Annotated in this window: 19 protein-coding genes; 10 read left to right on the top strand and 9 right to left on the bottom strand. The window is 70.5% G+C overall.

The features are described from left to right. Window positions 1-25 precede the first annotated feature (25 nt). From qcrB to ctaE, 4 genes are all read right to left on the bottom strand, one after another. Complete coding sequence (qcrB, locus tag OHB44_RS25450) at window positions 26-1,657, bottom strand: cytochrome bc1 complex cytochrome b subunit (protein ID WP_238682817.1); 1,632 nt, start codon at window positions 1,655-1,657, stop codon at window positions 26-28. Continuing rightward, window positions 1,654-2,742 carry a cytochrome bc1 complex Rieske iron-sulfur subunit gene (gene qcrA, locus OHB44_RS25455; protein ID WP_238682816.1) on the bottom strand — a complete coding sequence of 363 codons (1,089 nt, stop codon included), beginning with the start codon at window positions 2,740-2,742 and terminating at the stop codon, window positions 1,654-1,656. The genes qcrB and qcrA overlap by 4 nt, the downstream gene beginning before the upstream one ends. A 64-nt stretch (window positions 2,743-2,806) precedes the next feature. Then, window positions 2,807-3,643, bottom strand: coding sequence for a cytochrome bc1 complex diheme cytochrome c subunit (gene qcrC / locus OHB44_RS25460; RefSeq protein ID WP_238682815.1), 837 nt, complete (start codon window positions 3,641-3,643; stop codon window positions 2,807-2,809). A 70-nt stretch (window positions 3,644-3,713) separates the two neighbouring features. After that, the gene (gene ctaE / locus OHB44_RS25465; RefSeq protein WP_112582810.1) at window positions 3,714-4,313 is read right to left on the bottom strand and encodes an aa3-type cytochrome oxidase subunit III; all 600 of its coding nucleotides are present in this window, start codon (window positions 4,311-4,313) and stop codon (window positions 3,714-3,716) included. Window positions 4,314-4,421: 108 nt separating this feature from the next. Between ctaE and OHB44_RS25470 the strand changes: the two genes are divergently transcribed. The 4 genes from OHB44_RS25470 (at window position 4,422) to OHB44_RS25485 (ending at window position 7,374) form a co-directional block, all read left to right on the top strand. Next, the gene (locus tag OHB44_RS25470; protein ID WP_372488269.1) at window positions 4,422-5,342 is read left to right on the top strand and encodes a cytochrome c oxidase assembly protein; all 921 of its coding nucleotides are present in this window, start codon (window positions 4,422-4,424) and stop codon (window positions 5,340-5,342) included. 103 nt (window positions 5,343-5,445) lie between these two features. After that, window positions 5,446-5,841: a hypothetical protein gene (locus OHB44_RS25475; protein ID WP_091407513.1), complete on the top strand. Its 396-nt coding sequence runs from the start codon at window positions 5,446-5,448 to the stop codon at window positions 5,839-5,841. Window positions 5,842-5,932: 91 nt separating this feature from the next. Further along, the gene (gene trpD / locus OHB44_RS25480) at window positions 5,933-6,976 is read left to right on the top strand and encodes an anthranilate phosphoribosyltransferase (protein WP_238682814.1); all 1,044 of its coding nucleotides are present in this window, start codon (window positions 5,933-5,935) and stop codon (window positions 6,974-6,976) included. A 197-nt stretch (window positions 6,977-7,173) separates the two neighbouring features. Then, window positions 7,174-7,374: a hypothetical protein gene (locus tag OHB44_RS25485; protein WP_238682813.1), complete on the top strand. Its 201-nt coding sequence runs from the start codon at window positions 7,174-7,176 to the stop codon at window positions 7,372-7,374. Window positions 7,375-7,479: 105 nt separating this feature from the next. Here the strand turns inward: OHB44_RS25485 and OHB44_RS25490 are convergent, their stop codons facing one another. Beyond that, on the bottom strand, window positions 7,480-7,905 hold the full coding sequence (locus tag OHB44_RS25490; RefSeq protein WP_091407506.1) for a cytochrome c oxidase subunit 4: 426 nt from the start codon (window positions 7,903-7,905) through the stop codon (window positions 7,480-7,482). A 9-nt stretch (window positions 7,906-7,914) separates the two neighbouring features. Continuing rightward, window positions 7,915-8,886 carry an aa3-type cytochrome oxidase subunit II gene (gene ctaC / locus OHB44_RS25495; RefSeq protein WP_266304854.1) on the bottom strand — a complete coding sequence of 324 codons (972 nt, stop codon included), beginning with the start codon at window positions 8,884-8,886 and terminating at the stop codon, window positions 7,915-7,917. Between the two features lie 229 nt (window positions 8,887-9,115). On the opposite strand from ctaC, the gene OHB44_RS25500 reads away from it, so the two are divergent. Continuing rightward, window positions 9,116-10,267 (top strand): cysteine desulfurase family protein, encoded by a 1,152-nt coding sequence (locus tag OHB44_RS25500; RefSeq protein ID WP_330438460.1) that lies wholly within the window; start codon window positions 9,116-9,118, stop codon window positions 10,265-10,267. Then, window positions 10,264-10,497 carry a sulfurtransferase TusA family protein gene (locus OHB44_RS25505; RefSeq protein WP_330438461.1) on the top strand — a complete coding sequence of 78 codons (234 nt, stop codon included), beginning with the start codon at window positions 10,264-10,266 and terminating at the stop codon, window positions 10,495-10,497. The genes OHB44_RS25500 and OHB44_RS25505 overlap by 4 nt, the downstream gene beginning before the upstream one ends. A 123-nt stretch (window positions 10,498-10,620) precedes the next feature. Here OHB44_RS25505 and OHB44_RS25510 read toward each other — a convergent pair whose 3' ends face one another. The 3 genes from OHB44_RS25510 to OHB44_RS25520 form a co-directional block, all read right to left on the bottom strand. Further along, on the bottom strand, window positions 10,621-11,601 hold the full coding sequence (locus OHB44_RS25510; protein WP_124820724.1) for a carbohydrate kinase family protein: 981 nt from the start codon (window positions 11,599-11,601) through the stop codon (window positions 10,621-10,623). A 198-nt stretch (window positions 11,602-11,799) separates the two neighbouring features. After that, on the bottom strand, window positions 11,800-12,168 hold the full coding sequence (erpA, locus tag OHB44_RS25515; protein WP_091407494.1) for an iron-sulfur cluster insertion protein ErpA: 369 nt from the start codon (window positions 12,166-12,168) through the stop codon (window positions 11,800-11,802). 181 nt (window positions 12,169-12,349) lie between these two features. Further along, a complete protein-coding gene (locus tag OHB44_RS25520; RefSeq protein WP_238682871.1) occupies window positions 12,350-13,489 on the bottom strand; it encodes a glycerate kinase family protein in 1,140 nt (379 codons plus the stop codon). Between the two features lie 68 nt (window positions 13,490-13,557). Here OHB44_RS25520 and nadA point away from each other — a divergent pair, with 68 nt between their 5' ends. The 4 genes from nadA to OHB44_RS25540 all read left to right on the top strand — a co-directional run bounded on the left by nadA (window position 13,558) and on the right by OHB44_RS25540 (window position 17,765). Beyond that, entirely contained in the window at window positions 13,558-14,757 is a 1,200-nt protein-coding gene (gene nadA / locus OHB44_RS25525; protein WP_330438462.1) for a quinolinate synthase NadA, read from the top strand. A gap of 212 nt (window positions 14,758-14,969) precedes the next feature. Then, entirely contained in the window at window positions 14,970-16,325 is a 1,356-nt protein-coding gene (murA, locus tag OHB44_RS25530; protein ID WP_110564159.1) for a UDP-N-acetylglucosamine 1-carboxyvinyltransferase, read from the top strand. A 113-nt stretch (window positions 16,326-16,438) separates the two neighbouring features. Continuing rightward, a complete protein-coding gene (locus OHB44_RS25535; protein ID WP_091407492.1) occupies window positions 16,439-17,032 on the top strand; it encodes a DUF3043 domain-containing protein in 594 nt (197 codons plus the stop codon). A gap of 172 nt (window positions 17,033-17,204) precedes the next feature. After that, entirely contained in the window at window positions 17,205-17,765 is a 561-nt protein-coding gene (locus tag OHB44_RS25540) for a helix-turn-helix domain-containing protein (protein WP_238682808.1), read from the top strand. Window positions 17,766-17,797: the final 32 nt, after the last annotated feature.

A 17,797-nucleotide genomic window follows, 5' to 3' on the forward strand; every position in this document is an offset into this window, starting at 1 on the left:
GCTCCGTAACCGTGTAACTGGGCGGTCAGCGGCGGCTTTCGCCGCTGCCGATCTCCTCGCGCTCGGGTCGGGCCTCGACCGGCGGGTGCCCCGGCGAGACCGGTGCCTCGACCGGCTTCTCGATCGGGTAGAAGAAGCCCCGGATGGCCGGGCCGAGGGCCCCCAGCCGGTTCATCTTCTTCGGCACTACCCAGCCGACGTAGTCCAGCTGGCCGTGACCGTCAGCGTGCCCGTTGGACGCGCTGAGCGGCTGGTGCACCTCGACGAACCGACCGTCCGGCATGCGCCGGATGATGCCGGTCTCCACGCCGTGCGCGAGCACCTCCCGGTCGTGCTGCTGCAGACCCAGGCAGAGCCGGTAGGTGACGTAGTACGCCAGCGGCGGGACCACCAGCAGGCCGATGCGGCCCGCCCAGGTCATCGCGTTCAGGCTGATCTGGAACTTGTCCGCGATCACGTCGTTGGCGCCGGAGAGCGTCAGCACGATGTAGAACGAGACGGCCATGGCGCCGACGGCGGTCCGGGCCGGAGCGTCCCGGGGACGCTCGAGCAGGTTGTGGCTCTTGCGGTCCTTGAGATGCCGGGCTTCCAGGAACGGGTACATCGTCGACAGGCCCACCAGGATGCCGGGCAGCACGACAGTCGGCCAGAACAGCGGCGGGATGACGTACCCGTCGCCGAGCGGGATGTTGATTTCCCAGGCCGGCATGAGTCGGGTCGACCCGTCGAGGAACATGACGTACCAGTCGGGCTGGCTGGCGGCCGAGACCACCCACGCCTCGTACGGGCCGAACAACCAGATCGGGTTGATCTGGAACAGACCGCCCATCAGCGCGATGACGCCGAAGACGACCATGAAGAAGCCGCCCTGCTTCAGCGCGTACCGCGGGAACATCCGCTCGCCGACCACGTTGTTGTTGGTCCGGCCGGGGCCGGGCCACTGCGTGTGCTTCTGCTTGAAGACCAGACCCAGGTGGACGCTGATCAGCGCGACCAGCAGACCCGGGATGAGCAGCACGTGGGCGATGAAGAACCGGCTGATGATGATCGTGCCAGGGAATTCGCCGGCGAAGACCGACGAGGTGACCCAGGAGCCGATCACCGGGATGGACAGCATGATCGCCGAGGCGATCCGCAGGCCGGTGCCGGACAGGCCGTCGTCCGGCAGCGAGTAGCCGGTGAAGCCGGCCAGGAAGCCGACCCAGAACAGCAGCGAGCCGATGATCCAGTTGGTCTCGCGCGGCTTGCGGAAGGCGCCGGTGAAGAAGACCCGCAGCATGTGCACGACGATCGCGGCCATGAACAGCAGCGCCGCCCAGTGGTGCATCTGCCGCATCACCAGACCGCCGCGGACGTCGAACGAGATGTCCAGGCTGGAGGCGTACGCGGCGGACATCGGGGTGCCCTGCAGCGGTGCGAAGCTGCCGTCGTAGACCACCTCGGTCATCGCCGGCTCGTAGAAGAAGGTGAGGAACACACCGGTCAGCAACAGCACGATGAACGAGAACAGCGCGATCTCGCCGAGCAGGAAGGACCAGTGGTCCGGGAAGACCTTGTTCAGCAGCCTGCGCAGCGGGGTGGCCACCTGGAAGCGGTCGTCCACTCCCACCGCGGCCTTGCCCGGCGTCGCCGCAAGGTCAAACTTTCGACGCTTCATGGCCGCTCCCAGAAATCAGGCCCGACGGTCTCGGTGTAGTCGGACTTCGCCACGAAGAAGCCCTCGGAGTCCACCTCGATCGGCAGCTGCGGCAGCCGCCGGCTGGCGGGGCCGAAGACTGGCCGGGCGTTGTCGGTGATCAGGAACTGGGACTGGTGGCACGGGCAGAGCAGCCGGTTGGTCTGCTGCTCGTACAGGCTGGCCGGGCATCCCGCGTGCGTGCAGATCTTGGAGAACGCCGCGTAGTTGCCCCACATGTAGTCGCCATGGCCGATCTTCTCGTTGGCCCGGCGCGATTCCTGTGCGTCCGAGTCGCGGAGGTGGATCAGCAGCGTCGGCGAGTCGGCGTGCTTGTTGCTCACACCATGGTCGATGCCGGGGAAGACGGTGATCTGGCCACCGGTGCTGACGTCCGCCGGGCGGACCGGACGGCCGTCCTCGCGGACCAGGCGGATCCGCTCGCCGCCCTCGGACGTGCCGAACCCGGTGGTGAACATCTGGTTGTTCTTGTGCGGCTGCGAGATCAGGCCGCCGACCAGCGGCGCCGCGGCGACCGCGGCGACCGGCGCGAGACCGGCCAACAGCGAGATGCCGAGCAGAGGACGACGCTTCACGCCCAGCTCGTCCGCCATGTAGAGCATGGTCTGGCCGGTGATGGTGCGGCCGTCGGAGTCCACCTGGCCCTCGTGCCGGTCCTGGATCGAGACCTCCTTGGGCAGCAGCTTCTTGCCCCAGGTCAGGATGCCGAAGCCGACGGCGAGCAGCGCCACGCCGAGGGTGAAGCCGAGCAGCGGGGTGTAGAACTTGTCGCCGCCCCGGCCCGCCTCGTACTGCCAGGGCCACCAGATGTAGATGGCCAGGAACGCGGTCGCGGCCAGGCCGGTGATCAGGAAGAAACCGGCGACCACCCGGGTCAGCCGACGCTCGGCCTTGGTGCCCGGCAGCACCTGTGGCTCGTAGTGGACGATCTCGATGTCGTCCCGACGCGCGCCCTCACGAACGATGTCGAACCGGGTCAGCTTGGGGTCGTTCACATCGAGCGGCTCCGGACCCTGTGAGGCCCGGTGCTCGGGGTGGGTGCTCATGCCGTCACCTCGCTACGGGTGGCGCCGAGCGGCACCACAGCACTGAATCGGATGGCCTGCTCGATCACGACTTACCCGCAATCCACAGGCTAGCGAAGACGAGCGCCACGATGCCAACCAGGAAGATCGCCAGGCCCTCGGTGGACGGGCCGTACCGCCCGAGGTTCAACCCACCCGGGTCCTGGTCGTGCTTCAGCGTCTCCTGGATGTAGGCGATGATGTCGGCCTTCTGCTCCGGCCGGAGCTGGTTGTCGCCGAACACCGGCATGTTCTGCGGGCCGCTCAACATCGCCGCGTAGATCTGGCGGTCGGTCGCGGGGTGCAGGCTCGGGGCGAACTTGCCCGAGGAGAGCGCACCACCGCCGCCACCGAAGGCGTGGCACTGCGAGCAGTTGATCCGGAACAGCTCACCGCCGGCGGCGATGTTGCCGTCCTCGCGGAGGTCGTCGCCCTCGGGCACGACCGGGCCGCCGCCGAGCTCCTGGACGTACTGGGCCAGCTGACGGGTCTGCTCGTCGGTGAAGACCGGGGGCTTGCGGTGCGCCTGGGCCTCCTGGCGGGCCAGCGGCATCCGCCCGGAGCTGACCTGGAACTCGACCGACGCCGCGCCGACGCCGATCAGGCTCGGCCCGCGGCCCTCGACGCCCTGGGCGTTGCGGCCGTGGCAGGTCACGCAGCTCACGTCGAACAGCGCCTTGCCCTCGGCGGCGGCGCCGGTCAGCTGCGGGTTGTCCTGCGCCTGGGCGCCCGGGGCGAAGACGGTGTACGCGCCACCGGCGAGCATCAGCGCGGCGATCAGCCGGACCGCGGCGCCCAGCCGGCGGCGGCCCCTGCTGCGCGCGGCGGGCCGCTCGCGCAACCGCGCGAGCAGACCGCGTCGGCGGTCGTTGTCAGAAGTCATGAGCGGTGTCCTTAACCGGTTGGACCTGTCTCAGGGGACGGAGCAGCAGCGCGGAATGTGACGCGCAAGATCACTGGAGCCAGTAGATCATGGCGTACAGCCCGATCCACACGACGTCGACGAAGTGCCAGTAGTACGACACGACGATCGCCGACGTCGCCTGCGCCGGAGTAAACCGGCCCATGGTCGTACGGACCATGAAGATGATGAAGGCGATCAGACCACCGGTCACGTGCAGGCCATGGAAGCCGGTGGTCAGGTAGAACACCGACCCGTACCCGTCTTCGTTGATCTTGATGCCGTCGGCGACCAGGTGCCGGTACTCGTTCAGCTGGCCGAGGACGAAGATCAGGCCCATCACGAAGGTGACGGTGAACCAGCGCCGCAGCGCGTGCACGTCACCCTTCTCCGCCGCGAAGACGCCGAGCTGGCACGTCACCGAGGACAGCACCAGGATCACCGTGAAGGTGGTCGCGTACGGGATGTTCAGCGCCTCGGTGTGCTTCTCCCATTGCTCCGGCGCAGCCGCGCGGATGGAGAAGTACATCGCGAACAGCGCCGCGAAGAACATGAGTTCGCTGGAGAGCCACACGATCGTCCCGACGCTGACCATGTTTGGTCGGGTCAGAGAGTGGATCCGGCTCTTGTCAATGGCTGGGGCCGCAGTCACGCCGTCATTATTGCCCCTGACCGGGGCCGCCGATCAGCGGGGTGGCAAACCCGCGCCTTCCGTGGCCCGAGCGTCAGGGTCCGGTTCGCCTGGCCTAGCCTGAAAAGCGTGCTGCACGTCGATCCGATCTTCGCCGCCACCTCGGCCCCGCCGCCGTTCACCGTCGGCGCGGTGCTGACCGAGACCCGGCTGGACAGCTGGCTGGCCCTCGGCCTGGTGCTCGCCGCCGGCCTGTACCTCTACGGCGTGTACCGGCTACGCCTACGGGGCGACCGTTGGCCGATCGCCCGAACCGTGTTCTTCCTCGGCCCCGGCCTGGGCGGCATCGCGCTCGTCACGGTCAGCGGGCTGCACGCCTACGACACCGCGCTGCTGTCCGTGCACATGATCCAGCACATGGTGCTCTCCATGGTGGCGCCGATCTTCCTGGCGCTGGGCGCGCCGATGACCCTGGCCCTGCGCACCCTGCCGGTCGCGCCACGCAAGCGCCTGCTCGCGATCGTGCACAGCCGCGTCGCCCGGGTCTACAGCTTCCCGCTGGTGGCGTTCGCCATCTTCGTGGTCAACCCGTTCGTGCTGTACTTCAGTGATCTGTACCGCTACACCCTCGAACACGCCTGGGCGCACGAGCTGGTGCACGCGCACTTCATCATGACCGGCTGCGTGTTCTTCTGGCCGCTGCTCGGCCTCGACCCGCTGCCCGGCCGCTGGCCGTACCCGGCGCGTGCGCTGCTGATGCTGCTCTCCGTGCCGTTCCACACAGTGCTCGGCCTCACCATCATGCAGAGCAGCACGCTCTTCGGCGGTGACTGGTACCCGTCGCTCAACCTCGGTTGGGTCGACCCGTGGCAGGACCAGGTGGTCGCCGGCGGCATCCTCTGGGCCGGTGGCGAGTTCGTCAGTGTGACGATGCTCGCGGTGCTGGTGGTGCAGTGGGTCAAGCAGTCCGAACGGGAGGCCCGCCGGGTGGACCGCGAGCTGGACCGCCAGGAGGCCCGCGAACGCGCCGCCGACGCCGCGCCCGCCTGAGCTGCCCGGACGGTACGCCCCGACGCGCGACGCCGGGCGGGATGTCGGCTACGTCACGCCGACCGGTACGATCTGCGGGCAGCTACGAGGTGGGAGTTCCGGCATGACCGATCGTCTTTGCACCGTGTTGCTCTACAGCGACGACCCGCAGGTCCGTGATCGGATGCGGATGGCCGTCGGCACCCGGCCCGCTCCCGGTCTGCAGATCGAGTTCGTCGAGGCGTCGACCTACGCGGAGACGATCCGGCTGGTCGACGACTACGAGATCGACCTGCTGCTGCTCGACGGTGAGGCCAGCCCGGGCGGCGGCATCGGCATCGCGCGGCAGGTCAAGGACGACCGGGACGACGCTCCCCCGACCTGCCTGGTGATCGCCCGCGCCGCCGACCGATGGCTCGCCGCGTACGCCGAGGTCGACGCGACGCTGGTGCACCCGCTCGACCCGGTGACCACCGGCGGCACGGTGGCCGAGCTGCTGCGGACGCACGCACCCGCCTGACGTCCCACGCTCCTCCGGCACCCCCACGGCGCCGGATCTCCTCGGCGCCGGTTCCAGCCCACCCGCACTTCGCATGCTCGGGAGGCCCGCCATGGGCGATCGGACCTGGCCGCACCTGCTCAACGCGCTGCTGCGCGGTGACGAACTCTCCACCGCCGACACCGCCTGGGCGATGGACGAGATCATGACCGGCTCGGCGAGCGCGGCGCAGATCGCCGCCTTCGCCGTGGCGCTGCGGGCCAAGGGGGAGACCCCCGCTGAGCTGGCCGGCCTGGTGGAGGCGATGCTCGGACGCGCGGTCCCGGTGGCGCTCCCCGAGGAGCTGCGCCGTACCGCGCTCGACGTGGTCGGCACCGGCGGTGACCTCGCCCACACGGTGAACATCTCCACGATGACGGCGCTGGTGGTCGCCGGCACGGGCGTCCGTGTCGTGAAGCACGGCAACCGGGCCGCCTCCTCCCTGTGCGGCACCGCCGACCTGCTGGAGTTCCTCGGCATCCCGCTCGATCTCGGGCCGGAGCAGGTTGCCCGCTGTGTCGAGGAGGCCGGCATCGGGTTCTGCTTCGCGGCCCGCTTCCACCCCGGGATGCGGCACGCCGGCCCGGTCCGCCGCGAGGTGGGCGTGCCCACCTTCTTCAACTTCCTCGGCCCGCTGACCAACCCGGCCCGCCCCCGGGCCGGCGCGGTCGGCTGCTTCGACCTGCGGATGGCCCCGGTGATGGCCAGCGTGTTCGCGGCCCGTGGCGACTCGGCGATCGTGATGCGCGGCGAGGACGGGCTGGACGAGTTCACCACCGCCGCGCCCACCCGAATCTGGGCGGCCCAGGGCGGCACCGTACGCGAGGTCGTGCTGGACGCGACCGACCTGGGGGTACCCCGGTCCACCCTCGCCGATCTGCGGGGCGGTGACGCCGCGTACAACGCTGGCGTGGCCCGTCGCCTGCTGGCCGGCGAGACGGGCCCGGTCCGGGACGCGGTCCTGGTCAACGCGGCGGCGGCGCTGGCCACCCAGGGCCCGCTGGACGGCGACCTGACCGAGGCGCTCCGCGCCGGCCTGGCCCGCGCGGCCGAGTCGATCGACTCCGGCGCGGCCGCCGCGACCCTGGACCGCTGGATCGAGACCGCCGCCGCCTGACCTCACCACCACCCGAATCGCCGGCGTCGTCCGCGGGCGGATTCGTGGACGTCGCGCGGATGCCGACCAGGGGGCGACCGTGCGCGGAGATTTGTCGGACCCGTCTGGGAAACTACAGGTGAGTAGTTCTCTGCTGCCGTCGGTGCGTCGTTGTCGCATCCGGGGGCGGTCCGCCTGGTATCCGAGAGGAGACGCCCGTGTCGCATCGCGAGCTCTACTGCGACGTCTGCGAGGGCGTGGCGCTGTTCGAGGCGCCGCCCTGCGTCGACAGCCACGGCACCGACTGTCCAGAGCTGATCTGCACCGACTGCGGCGCCGCAATCGTGGTCGGCACGTTCGCCTTCCCGGTCACCCGGCTGGCCACCCGCCGACGCCAGCCCGCCCGCCGCGCCGCCTGACCGCCGCGCCACTCTCGGCGGGGTGGAACATGACCGAAGGCCCGCTCCCCTTCCGGGGAACGGGCCTTCGTCGTGCCGGGTCGGTCGCGACGGCGACCGGGCGGATCAGTGCTCGGCGGTACGCCGGGTGCCGCTGTAGTACTCGAACAGGAGCCCACAGGCGGAGAAGACGACGGCCAGCAGACCGGCGCCGATCAGCCAGTACTGCCAGAACACCATGCCGAGCGCGGCGATCGCGGCGGCCAGCGCCAGACCGAACGGCCAGTAGCTGCCCGGGCTGAAGAAGCCGACCTCACCGGCGCCGTCGGCGATCTCGGCGTCCGGGCGGTCCTCCGGGCGCAGGTCGATGCGGCGGGAGACGAACCAGAAGAAGCCACCGCACATCGAGCAGAGCAGGAACGACAGCAGCAGGGCGACGGTGCCGACCCACTCGATGCCGCCCGACGCACCGTTCGTCCAGGCGCCGTAGAGGATGGTGGCGCCGAAGAGGAACCCGGCGATGATCAGGAAGATACGCCACTCGGTCTTCATGCGGCTGCCTCAGCTTCCCGTGCGGGCCGGAACGTCGTCCGGGTTGAAGTTGTCCTGCGTCCGCCGCGTGTCGAACGGCTGCGTGGTCGTCGCGTACGGCTGCTCACCGATCGCGGACAGCGCATCCTGGGTCGACTTGCCGCTCTGCTTGGCCGCGAGGAACTGGTCGTACTTCTCCGGCGAGACCACCCGCAGCTCGAAGTTCATGAACGCGTGGTAGCTGCCGCACAGTTCGGCGCAGCGCCCGACGTAGGCGCCCTCGGCGTCCAGGCTCGAGACCTCGAACACGTTGCGGATCTTGCCCGGCATGACGTCCCGCTTGAAGAGCAGCTCGGGCACCCAGAACGAGTGGATGACGTCGCGGCTGGTCTCCTCGAACCGGATGGACCGGTTGGTCGGCAGCACCAGCACCGGGATGACCTCACTGGTGCCGAGCGTCGACGCGGTGGTGCGGGCTTCAGTGCCCTGGCCGTCCCGGTAGTTGAACTGCCAGTTCCACTTGAACGCGACGACCTCGACAGTGACGTCCGGGTTCTTCGACAACTTGTCGACGTCGGTCTGCACGATCGCCGTGTAGTAGAAGAGCACGGAGACGATCAGGATCGGCGCGATGGTGTAGAGGAACTCCATCGGCATGTTGTAGCGGGTCTGCACCGGCAGCGCGTTGCCACGCTTGCGGTAGCGCACGACGCACCAGAAGATCAGGCCCCACACGAAGACGCCGACCGCGAGCGCGGCGATGCAGGAGGCGATCCACAGGTCGTACATCCGCTTGGACTCCGGCGAGATGCCGCCCTGCGGCCAGCCGAAGCCGTGGAACGTCTGACCCACGTCACAGCCCGTGAGCAGAACCAGCAACGCCACGCCACCGAGACCGAGCCCGGCCAGGCGACCAGCACCACGCCCCCGGCGTCCACCAACCCCTGGGGAAGCGCTGTGCCGTACGGCCGACGGCCGTACCTCCGAACTCCTTGCGACCACCTGGTCCTGCCTCCCTAGCGCGCCGCGGTGCGTCTTTCCTCAGCACCCGCGGCAAAGGCGTCACCGACGGTCGCAGATTACTCGACCATGACGGACTCGGCCGTGGTGGGGTCACTGTCCGACCCCCATCGGGGGGATCCTAGGCATACCGCCGCGATAGCGTTTGGTCTGTGAGCGCGAGGAGCGAGCCGGGGTCGCGAGCCCCGCGACCGCGAACGAAGGCAGGTCTGTGAGCGCATCCCCGGTCTACCTGGACGCGGCGACCGCCGCGCCGATGCACCCGGTCGCGCGGCAGGCCCTGCTGGCCGCCCTCGACGACGGCTGGGCCGACCCGGGCAAGCTGTACACGCAGGCCCGCCGGGCCCGGCAACTACTCGACGCCGCCCGCGAGGCCACCGCGCTGACGCTCGGCGTCCGCGCCGACGAGGTCTCCTTCACCCCCAGTGGTACGACCGCAGCCCACGGCGCGGTGCTCGGCGGCCTGGTGGGGCGGCGCCGGGTCGGGTCGACGCTGGTGCACTCGGCGATCGAGCACTCGGCGGTGCTGCACGCGGCGGAACGGCACGTCAACGCGGGCGGGACGGCCACCGCGGTGCCGGTCGACCGGTTGGGCCGGCTGGACCTGACCGCGTGGTCGACAGCCGTTCGGACCCCGGGGGTCGCGCTGGCCGCGTTGATTACCGCCAGTCACGAGGTGGGGACGGTGCAGCCCGTCGCCGAGGCGGCGGCCGCGTGCGCCGACGTGGGTGTGCCGCTGTACGTGGACGCGGCGCAGTCGGTGGGCCGGGTGCCCCTGCCGGCCGGCTGGTCGGTGCTCACGGCGAGCGCCCACAAGTGGGGTGGGCCACCCGGCGTGGGGGTGCTGGCGGTCCGAAAAGGCGTTCGCTGGGAGTCACCCTGGCCGGCCGACGAGCGGGAGAGCGGACGTACCCCCGGAGTGGTGAACCTGCCCGCGGTCGTGGCGGCGGCGGCGAGCCTGCGGGCGGCGGCGGCCGACGCGGCGGCCGAGGCGACCCGATTGGCCGCCCTGGTGGACCGGATCCGGGAGCGGGTAGCGGCGGAGGTGCCCGACGTGGAGGTGGTCGGCGACCCGGTGCTCCGGCTCCCCCACCTGGTGACCTTCTCCTGCCTGTACGTCGACGGGGAGGCGCTGCTGCACGCCCTGGACCGGCGGGGCTTCGCCGTGTCGTCCGGCTCGTCCTGCACCTCGTCCACGTTGCGTCCGTCGCACGTGCTGGAGGCGATGGGGGTGCTCTCGCACGGCAACGTGCGGGTCAGCCTGCACCGGGAGACGACCGAGGCGGACGTGGAACGGTTCCTGACCGAACTGCCGGGGATCGTCGCCGGGCTGCGGGCCGAGGCCGGGGTCGTGGGGCTGTGACGACGCCGGACGAGGTGATCGACTGCCGGGGGCAGCGCTGTCCGCTGCCGGTGATCGCGGCGGCACGACGGATGCCCGAGGTGCCGGTCGGCACTGTGGTCCGGGTGCTGGCCGACGACCCGGCGGCGGCGGTCGACATCCCCGCCTGGTGCCGGATGCGCGGCCAGGAGTTCCTAGGGTCCGTCAACGGCCCAGACGGCCCCGCCCACGACATCCGCCGCGCCCACTAACCCGGCGCTACCCCGGCGCTACCCCGGCCACCCCCGCGATCTTGCAGTTTCTGCGTGGACAAAGGGGTGCAGAAGCCGCAAGACGGCGACAGAAAGTGCAAGATCGCCAGGGTGGGGGCGGGGTTACGCCGGGAGGAGGTGGGGGCGGACCTCTTCCGCTGCGGTGTCGCCGTAGGACTCGGCGAGCCGCTTGACGAACAGGTCGCGGCGGACGTCGTACTCCTGGGTGCCGACGGTCTCCAGGACCAGCGTGGCCAGCAGCGAGCCGACCTGGGCGGCGCGTTCCAGGCCGAGACCCCAGGAGAGCGCGGTGAAGAAGCCGGCCCGGAAGCCGTCGCCGACGCCGGTCGGGTCGACCGCGCGGATCTCCCGCGCGATCGGTACGTGGATCGGGTCGATGCCGCGCCCGGCGATCTCCACACCGTGCTTGCCCAGCGTGGTGACCCGCACCTTGACCAGGTCCAGCAGTTGGTCGTCGCTGAGCTGCGCCTTGCTCTGCAGCAGCGACTTCTCGTAGTCGTTGGTCATCAGGTACTCGGCGCCCTCGATCAGCGCCACCACGTCCTCGCCGGGCATCCGGGCGAGCTGCTGGGACGGGTCGGCGGCGAAGGCGTACCCGCGGGTGCGGCACTCGGCCGAGTGGCGCAGCATCGCCTCGGGGTCGTTCGCGCCGACCAGCACCAGGTCCAAACCACCCAGCCGGTCGGCGACCGGGGCCAGCTCGATGTTGCGGGCCTCGCTCATCGCACCGGCGTAGAACGACGCGATCTGGCACATGTCGGTGTCGGTGGTGCAGACGAAGCGGGCGGTGTGCGCCACCTCGCTGATGTGCACCGAGTCGCAGTCCACGCCGTGGCGCTCCAGCCAGGAGCGGTAGTCGGCGAAGTCGGCGCCGACCGCCCCGAGCAGCACCGGGCGCAGCCCGAGCTGACCCATCCCGAAGGAGATGTTCGCCGCCACCCCGCCACGGCGGAGCACCAGGTCGTCCACCAGGAAGGAGAGGGACACCTTGTGCAGTTGATCGGCGATGAGCTGGTCGGCGAAGCGACCGGGGAAGCTCATCAGGTGATCGGTGGCGATCGAGCCGGTGACGGCGATCTTCATGTCAACCCTCGGGGTCGGGAGCAGGGCGCGGTCAGCCTACCGGGACGGCAACCCGATGGTCACCGCTCGGTCGGACAACGGCAATCAGGCCGCCACGACCCCCTTCGGGACCGCTCCCGGACGGGTGCGACCGCCGACAAATACGCCGATGGGGCCGTCCCGAAGAACGGCCCCATCGTCGCTGGTGTGTGGTGTGACTCAGTTGAACGAGTCACCGCAGGCGCAGGAGCTGCCCGCGTTGGGGTTGTCGATGGTGAAGCCCTGGGCGTCGATCCGGTCGGCGAAGTCGATCGTCGCGCCGGAAAGGTACGGGGCGCTCATCCGGTCGACGACGACCTCGACACCACCGAAGTCGGTCACGACGTCACCGTCGAGCGAACGCTCGTCGAAGAAGAGCTGGTACCGCAGGCCGGAGCAGCCGCCCGGCTGCACGGCGACGCGGAGCCGCAGGTCGTCGCGGCCCTCCTGCTCGATCAGGGCCTTGACCTTCTGCGCCGCGACGTCGGTGAGGACGACGGAAGTAGGGGCCTTGGCCTCGGTCGACTCGGTCTGCGCTGGCGTGGTCACGTGGAAGTCTCCCTGCGCGGTTTGGGTCCGGACGCACTGGCCAACGTCGCGCGTCGTCCAGTGATTCCCGGTTGTGGTCCTCACCCGATCGTACGCCGCCTTGGCCGGGCTCACCCGCGTGGCGTGACCCCCGCCGCAGGTAGGCCCTCGGTCGGGGCGGACTGACGGGCGGTCGGGAGGCTCAGCGGCTCCACTGCCGGGCCAGTCGGGCGCCCAGCTCGCGCAGCCCCTCCGCGGGCCGGCTCAGCGCCGCGTCGAGCCCGCCGCCCTCCTCGCCGCCGAAGTGCTCCACCAGGCTGTACGCGTCGGTCACCCCGGCCGAGGCGGCCTCCCGCCGACCGGTGCTCACCTGCCCGGCCACCACCACGCAGGGCACTCCCCGGTCACGGGCGGCGCCTGCCACCCCGGCGACGACCTTGCCGCGCAACGACTGGTGGTCGAACGACCCCTCACCGGTGATCACCAGGTCGGCGGTGTCCAGCGCGGTGTCGAGTCGGGTGGCGCGGGTGACCAGGCCGATCCCCGACTCGCAGTCGCCGCCCAGGGCGAGGAGCGCCGCGCCGATGCCACCGGCGGCCCCGCCCCCGGGCAGCGCGCCGAGCCCCGCCGGGCAGCCGGCCAGGTCCCGTTCCAGCACCGCCGCGAAACGCTCCAGGGCCGCGTCGAGCAGCAACACGTCGGCGCGGTCGGCGCCCTTCTGCGGCCCGAACACGTTGCTGGCCCCGTGCAGGCCGAGCAGGGGGTTGTCCACGTCGGTGGCCGCTACCAGCCGGACGCCGCGTAGCCGGGGCGCGCCGTCCAACGCGTCGACCGCGGCGAGCGCGGCCCCGCCGTACGGCAGCGCGGCGCCACCCTGGTCGAGGGGGGTCACGCCCAGCGCGGCGAGCATTCCGGCGCCGGCGTCGTTGGTGCCGGAGCCGCCCAGCCCGATCACCACGGTGCGGGCACCGCTCTCCACAGCGGCGGTCACCAGCAGACCCAGCCCGTACGAGGTGGTGGCCTTCGGGTCGCGCTCGGCCGCGGAGAGCAAATGCAGACCACACGCCTGCGCGCTCTCCAGGTAGGCGGTCGCGCCGTCGGCGGTGAGCAGGATCTCACCGGCCGCCGGACGGCCCAGCGGATCGACGGTCGGCACCTGCACCCGCCGGCCGCCGAGGGCCTCGGCGAGCACCTCCACGAAGCCCGGTCCGCCGTCGGCGAGGGGCCGGATCAGCAGATCGTCTCCGTCGGTGACGGTGCGCCAACCGGCGGCGACGGCGGCGGCCACCTCCGGTGCGGACAGGGTGCCGGCGAACTTGTCCGGGCAGAGCAGCACGCGCATGCCGAGCAGTGTGGCAGCCCACACCGAGCGAGGCTGCGTCGCGCTCGCGCTGTGGGACCATGGGCTACGTGACTTCGACCTGGGTGGAACCCTCCAACACGGCGACGGCTCTGCTGCTGCTCGGCCGGGGCAGCGACCCCGACACCGAGCGCGGCGTCGAGTGTCCGGGCGACCTACCGGCGCCCAGCGATCCGGATCTGGTGGCCCGCGCCACCGCCGCGAAGGCGAAGCTGGGCAGCAAGGTCTTCGTGCTGGGGCACCACTACCAGCGCGACGAGGTGATCCAGTTCGCCGACGTGACGGGTGACTCGTTCAAGCTGGCCCGGGAGGCCGCGGCCCGCCCGGACGCGGAGTACATCGTCTTCTGCGGCGTGCACTTCATGGCCGAGAGCGCCGACATCCTCACCACCGGCACCCAGCGGGTGATCCTGCCCGACCTCGCGGCGGGTTGCTCGATGGCGGACATGGCGGTGCTGGGCCAGGTCGAGGCCGCGTGGGACACGCTGACCGAGCTGGGCATCGCCGGCGACACAGTGCCGGTGACGTACATGAACTCCTCGGCCGACATCAAGGGCTTCGTGGGCCGCAACGGCGGCGTGGTCTGCACCTCGTCCAACGCCAAGCGCGCCCTGGACTGGGCCTTCGAGCAGGGGTCGAAGGTGCTCTTCCTGCCGGATCAGCACCTGGGCCGTAACACCGCGGTGTTGGAGATGGGCCTGTCGCTGGACGACTGCGTGCTCTACGACCCGCACAAGCCCGGTGGCGGGCTCACCCCGGAACAGCTGCGCGACGCCAAGATGATCCTGTGGCGGGGGCACTGCTCGGTGCACGGCCGGTTCACCCTGGAGAGCGTCAACGACGTACGGGAGCGGGTGCCCGGGGTCAACGTCCTGGTCCACCCGGAGTGCCGGCACGAGGTGGTCACGGCCTCCGACCACGTCGGGTCCACCGAGTACATCATCAAGACCATCGAGGCGGCCCCGGCCGGCTCGGCGTGGGCGCTCGGCACCGAGTTGAACCTGGTGCGCCGGCTCGCGCTGGCGCACCCGGACAAGCAGATCATGTTCCTGGACAAGGCCGTCTGCTACTGCTCGACGATGAACCGGATCGATCTGCCGCACCTGGTCTGGGCCCTGGAGGAGCTGGTCGCGGGCCGGGTCGTCAACCAGATCACTGTCGACACCGACACCGCGCACCACGCGCGGGTCGCGCTTGATCAGATGCTCGCGCTGCCCGGCGCGGACACTCCGCCGCCGACGGTGTCCTGATCACGATCCGTAGCGCTCTTGGTACGCAAAAGTGCCGGATCACCGATTAATGCCACACACGCCGATGTGACCGAGTCCTTTTTCGTCACCGAGGGCTATGCTGCCCAAGCGACGACACACGCGGGCCGTTTCGACATGGCCGCATCCGGGGTAGCGACAACGTTCAGGCTCCCCACCATCAACACGGCAGCACCGACGCGCTGGAGGTTGCGTTGACCGACGACGTCCTGGTTGTGCACGGAGGTACTCCGCTCGAAGGGCGGATCCGCGTGCGCGGCGCGAAGAACCTGGTATCGAAGGCGATGGTTGCCGCGTTGCTCGGCGACAGCCCGAGCCGGCTGTTCGACGTGCCCAAGATCCGCGATGTCGAGGTGGTGCGAGGTCTGCTCGGCCTGCACGGCGTCAAGGTCACCGACGGCACCGAGGACGGCGAGCTCGTCTTCGACCCGGCGAACGTGGAGAGCGCCAGCACCGACCAGATCAACGTGCACGCCGGTTCCAGCCGGATCCCGATCCTGTTCTGCGGCCCGCTGCTGCACCGCCTCGGGCACGCGTTCATCCCGGATCTGGGTGGCTGCCACATCGGCCCGCGCCCGATCGACTTCCACCTCCAGGCGCTGCGCGAGTTCGGCGCCACTGTCGAGAAGCGGCCCGAGGGTCTGCACCTGTCCGCGCCGAACGGGCTGCACGGCACCAAGTTCGCCCTGCCGTACCCGAGCGTCGGCGCCACCGAGCAGGTGCTGCTGACCGCCGTGATGGCCGAGGGCGTCACCGAGCTGCGCAACGCCGCCGTGGAGCCGGAGATCATCGACCTGATCTGCATCCTGCAGAAGATGGGCGCGATCATCAAGGTCCACACCGACCGGGTGATCGAGATCCAGGGCGTGCCCAAGCTGCACGGCTACACCCACCGGCCGATCCCGGACCGGATCGAGGCGGCGAGCTGGGCGGCCGCCGCCCTGGCGACCCGTGGTCACGTCGAGGTGCTGGGCGCGCAGCAGGCCGACATGATGACCTTCCTGAACATCTTCCGCTCGGTCGGCGGCGAGTACGAGGTCACCGACGCCCGCGCGCCGAAGCTGGGCGACCCCGGCCAGGAGGGCGGCATCCGCTTCTGGCACCCGGGTGGCGAGCTGAACGCTGTGGCGCTGGAGACCGACGTGCACCCCGGTTTCATGACCGACTGGCAGCAGCCGCTGGTCGTGGCGCTGACCCAGGCCCGTGGCCTGTCGATCGTCCACGAGACGGTCTACGAGCAGCGGCTGGGCTACACCGAGGCCCTCAACTCGATGGGCGCCAACATCCAGGTCTACCGGGACTGCCTCGGCGGCACCCCGTGCCGCTTCGGCCGGCGTAACTTCAAGCACTCCGCGGTGATCGCCGGGCCGAGCAAGCTGCACGCCGCCGACCTGGTGATCCCGGATCTGCGGGCCGGGTTCAGCCACCTGATCGCCGCGCTCGCGGCCGAGGGCACCTCCCGGGTGTACGGCGTGGATCTGATCAACCGGGGCTACGAGGACTTCGAGGCGAAGCTCGCCGACCTGGGCGCGCACGCCGAGCGTCCGTAACCTCGGTCACTCATCGTTCGGATACGACGGCTCCAGGTCGCGCTGCGACCTGGAGCCGTCGGCCGCTGTACCGCGATGTGCACAGGGCGCGGACCGTTGGCTACCCTTGCCGCGTGCCGTCGCTCTTTCGCCGCAAGTCCACCGACCTCGTCGACGAGGCCGTCACCTCGGTGACCCCCGAGGAGACCGCTGAGCGTTCCCGGGGTTACACCCCGGCCAAGGGTCGGGAGACGCCCAAGCGGCCGACCGTCGGCCGTCGCCCGGCCGGCCCCACTCGCCCCCTCACCAAGGAGGAGGAGCGGGAGCGTCGCCGTCAACTGCGCGCCGAGGCGGCGTCGGAGTTCCGCCGTGAGGGTGGCCCCCGCGACCGTGGCCCGGAGCGGCTGCTGGCCCGCAACGTGGTCGACTCCCGGCGTACCGTCGGCACCTGGTTCTTCGGCGGCGCGCTGATCGTGCTGGTCGGGTCGAACGCCGCCATGCCGCCGCTGGTCCGACTGATCTCCAACGTGCTCTGGGGCGCGCTGGCGCTGGGTGTGGTCGTCGACTCGGTGCTGATCTGCCGCAAGATCAGCAAGCTGGTCCGGGAACGCTTCCCGAAGACCGACCAGCGGATGGGCTCGCTCTTCCTCTACGCGGTCATGCGGTCGATCACCTTCCGCCGGATGCGCGCTCCGGCGCCCCAGGTCAAACTGGGCGACAAGGTCTGACCCCCGGCTCCACTCCCGCATCTCCAAGATCCGCGCGACATCAGCGAAACTGCTGCCTCAGACATCTCCGAGGCAGCAGTTTCGCCGTAACTGCGCGGATCTCGTCGTGCGTTCATCATGCTGAACGGGTCGTTGTTCGACAGACCGAACATTTGACCAATGGAGCGAAGGCATGCCTTCGGAACCGGCTGCTCCCCTGGCCACCATCGCCGCGGCTCTGCGCCGGGAGCGGGAACGGGTCGGCATCTCGCTGACCGAGCTGGCCCGCCGGGCGGGGGTGGCCAAGTCGACCCTCTCCCAGCTGGAGTCGGGCACCGGAAACCCGAGTGTGGAGACGCTCTGGGCGCTGGGCGTCGCACTCGGTGTGCCGTTCAGCCGGCTGGTGGAGCCCGTCGACGACGGCGTACGGGTCATCCGCGCCGGGGACGGGCCGCGCGTGCGCTCGGAACGGGCCGACTTCAGCGGAACGCTGCTCAGCGCCGGTGCGGCGCACCTGCGCCGGGACGTCTACCTGATCAGGTTGGAGCCGGGCGCGGTCCGAGCCGGGCACGGACACACCCCGCGCAGCATCGAGCACGTGGTGGTCGCTGCCGGCCGGCTGCGGGTGGGGCCCGAGGCGGCACCTGTCGACCTCGAACCCGGTGACTACGCCACGTTCCCCGGCGACGCCCCGCACCGTTACGAGGCGCTCGCTCCCGGTACGTTCGCCGTCCTCATCATGGAGCACCCCTGAACGAGGACGGCGATCCCGCCGCAGCCGGGTTG

The sequence above is a fragment of the Micromonospora sp. NBC_00821 genome (assembly GCF_036347035.1).
Taxonomy (GTDB): Bacteria; Actinomycetota; Actinomycetes; order Mycobacteriales; family Micromonosporaceae; genus Micromonospora; species Micromonospora hortensis.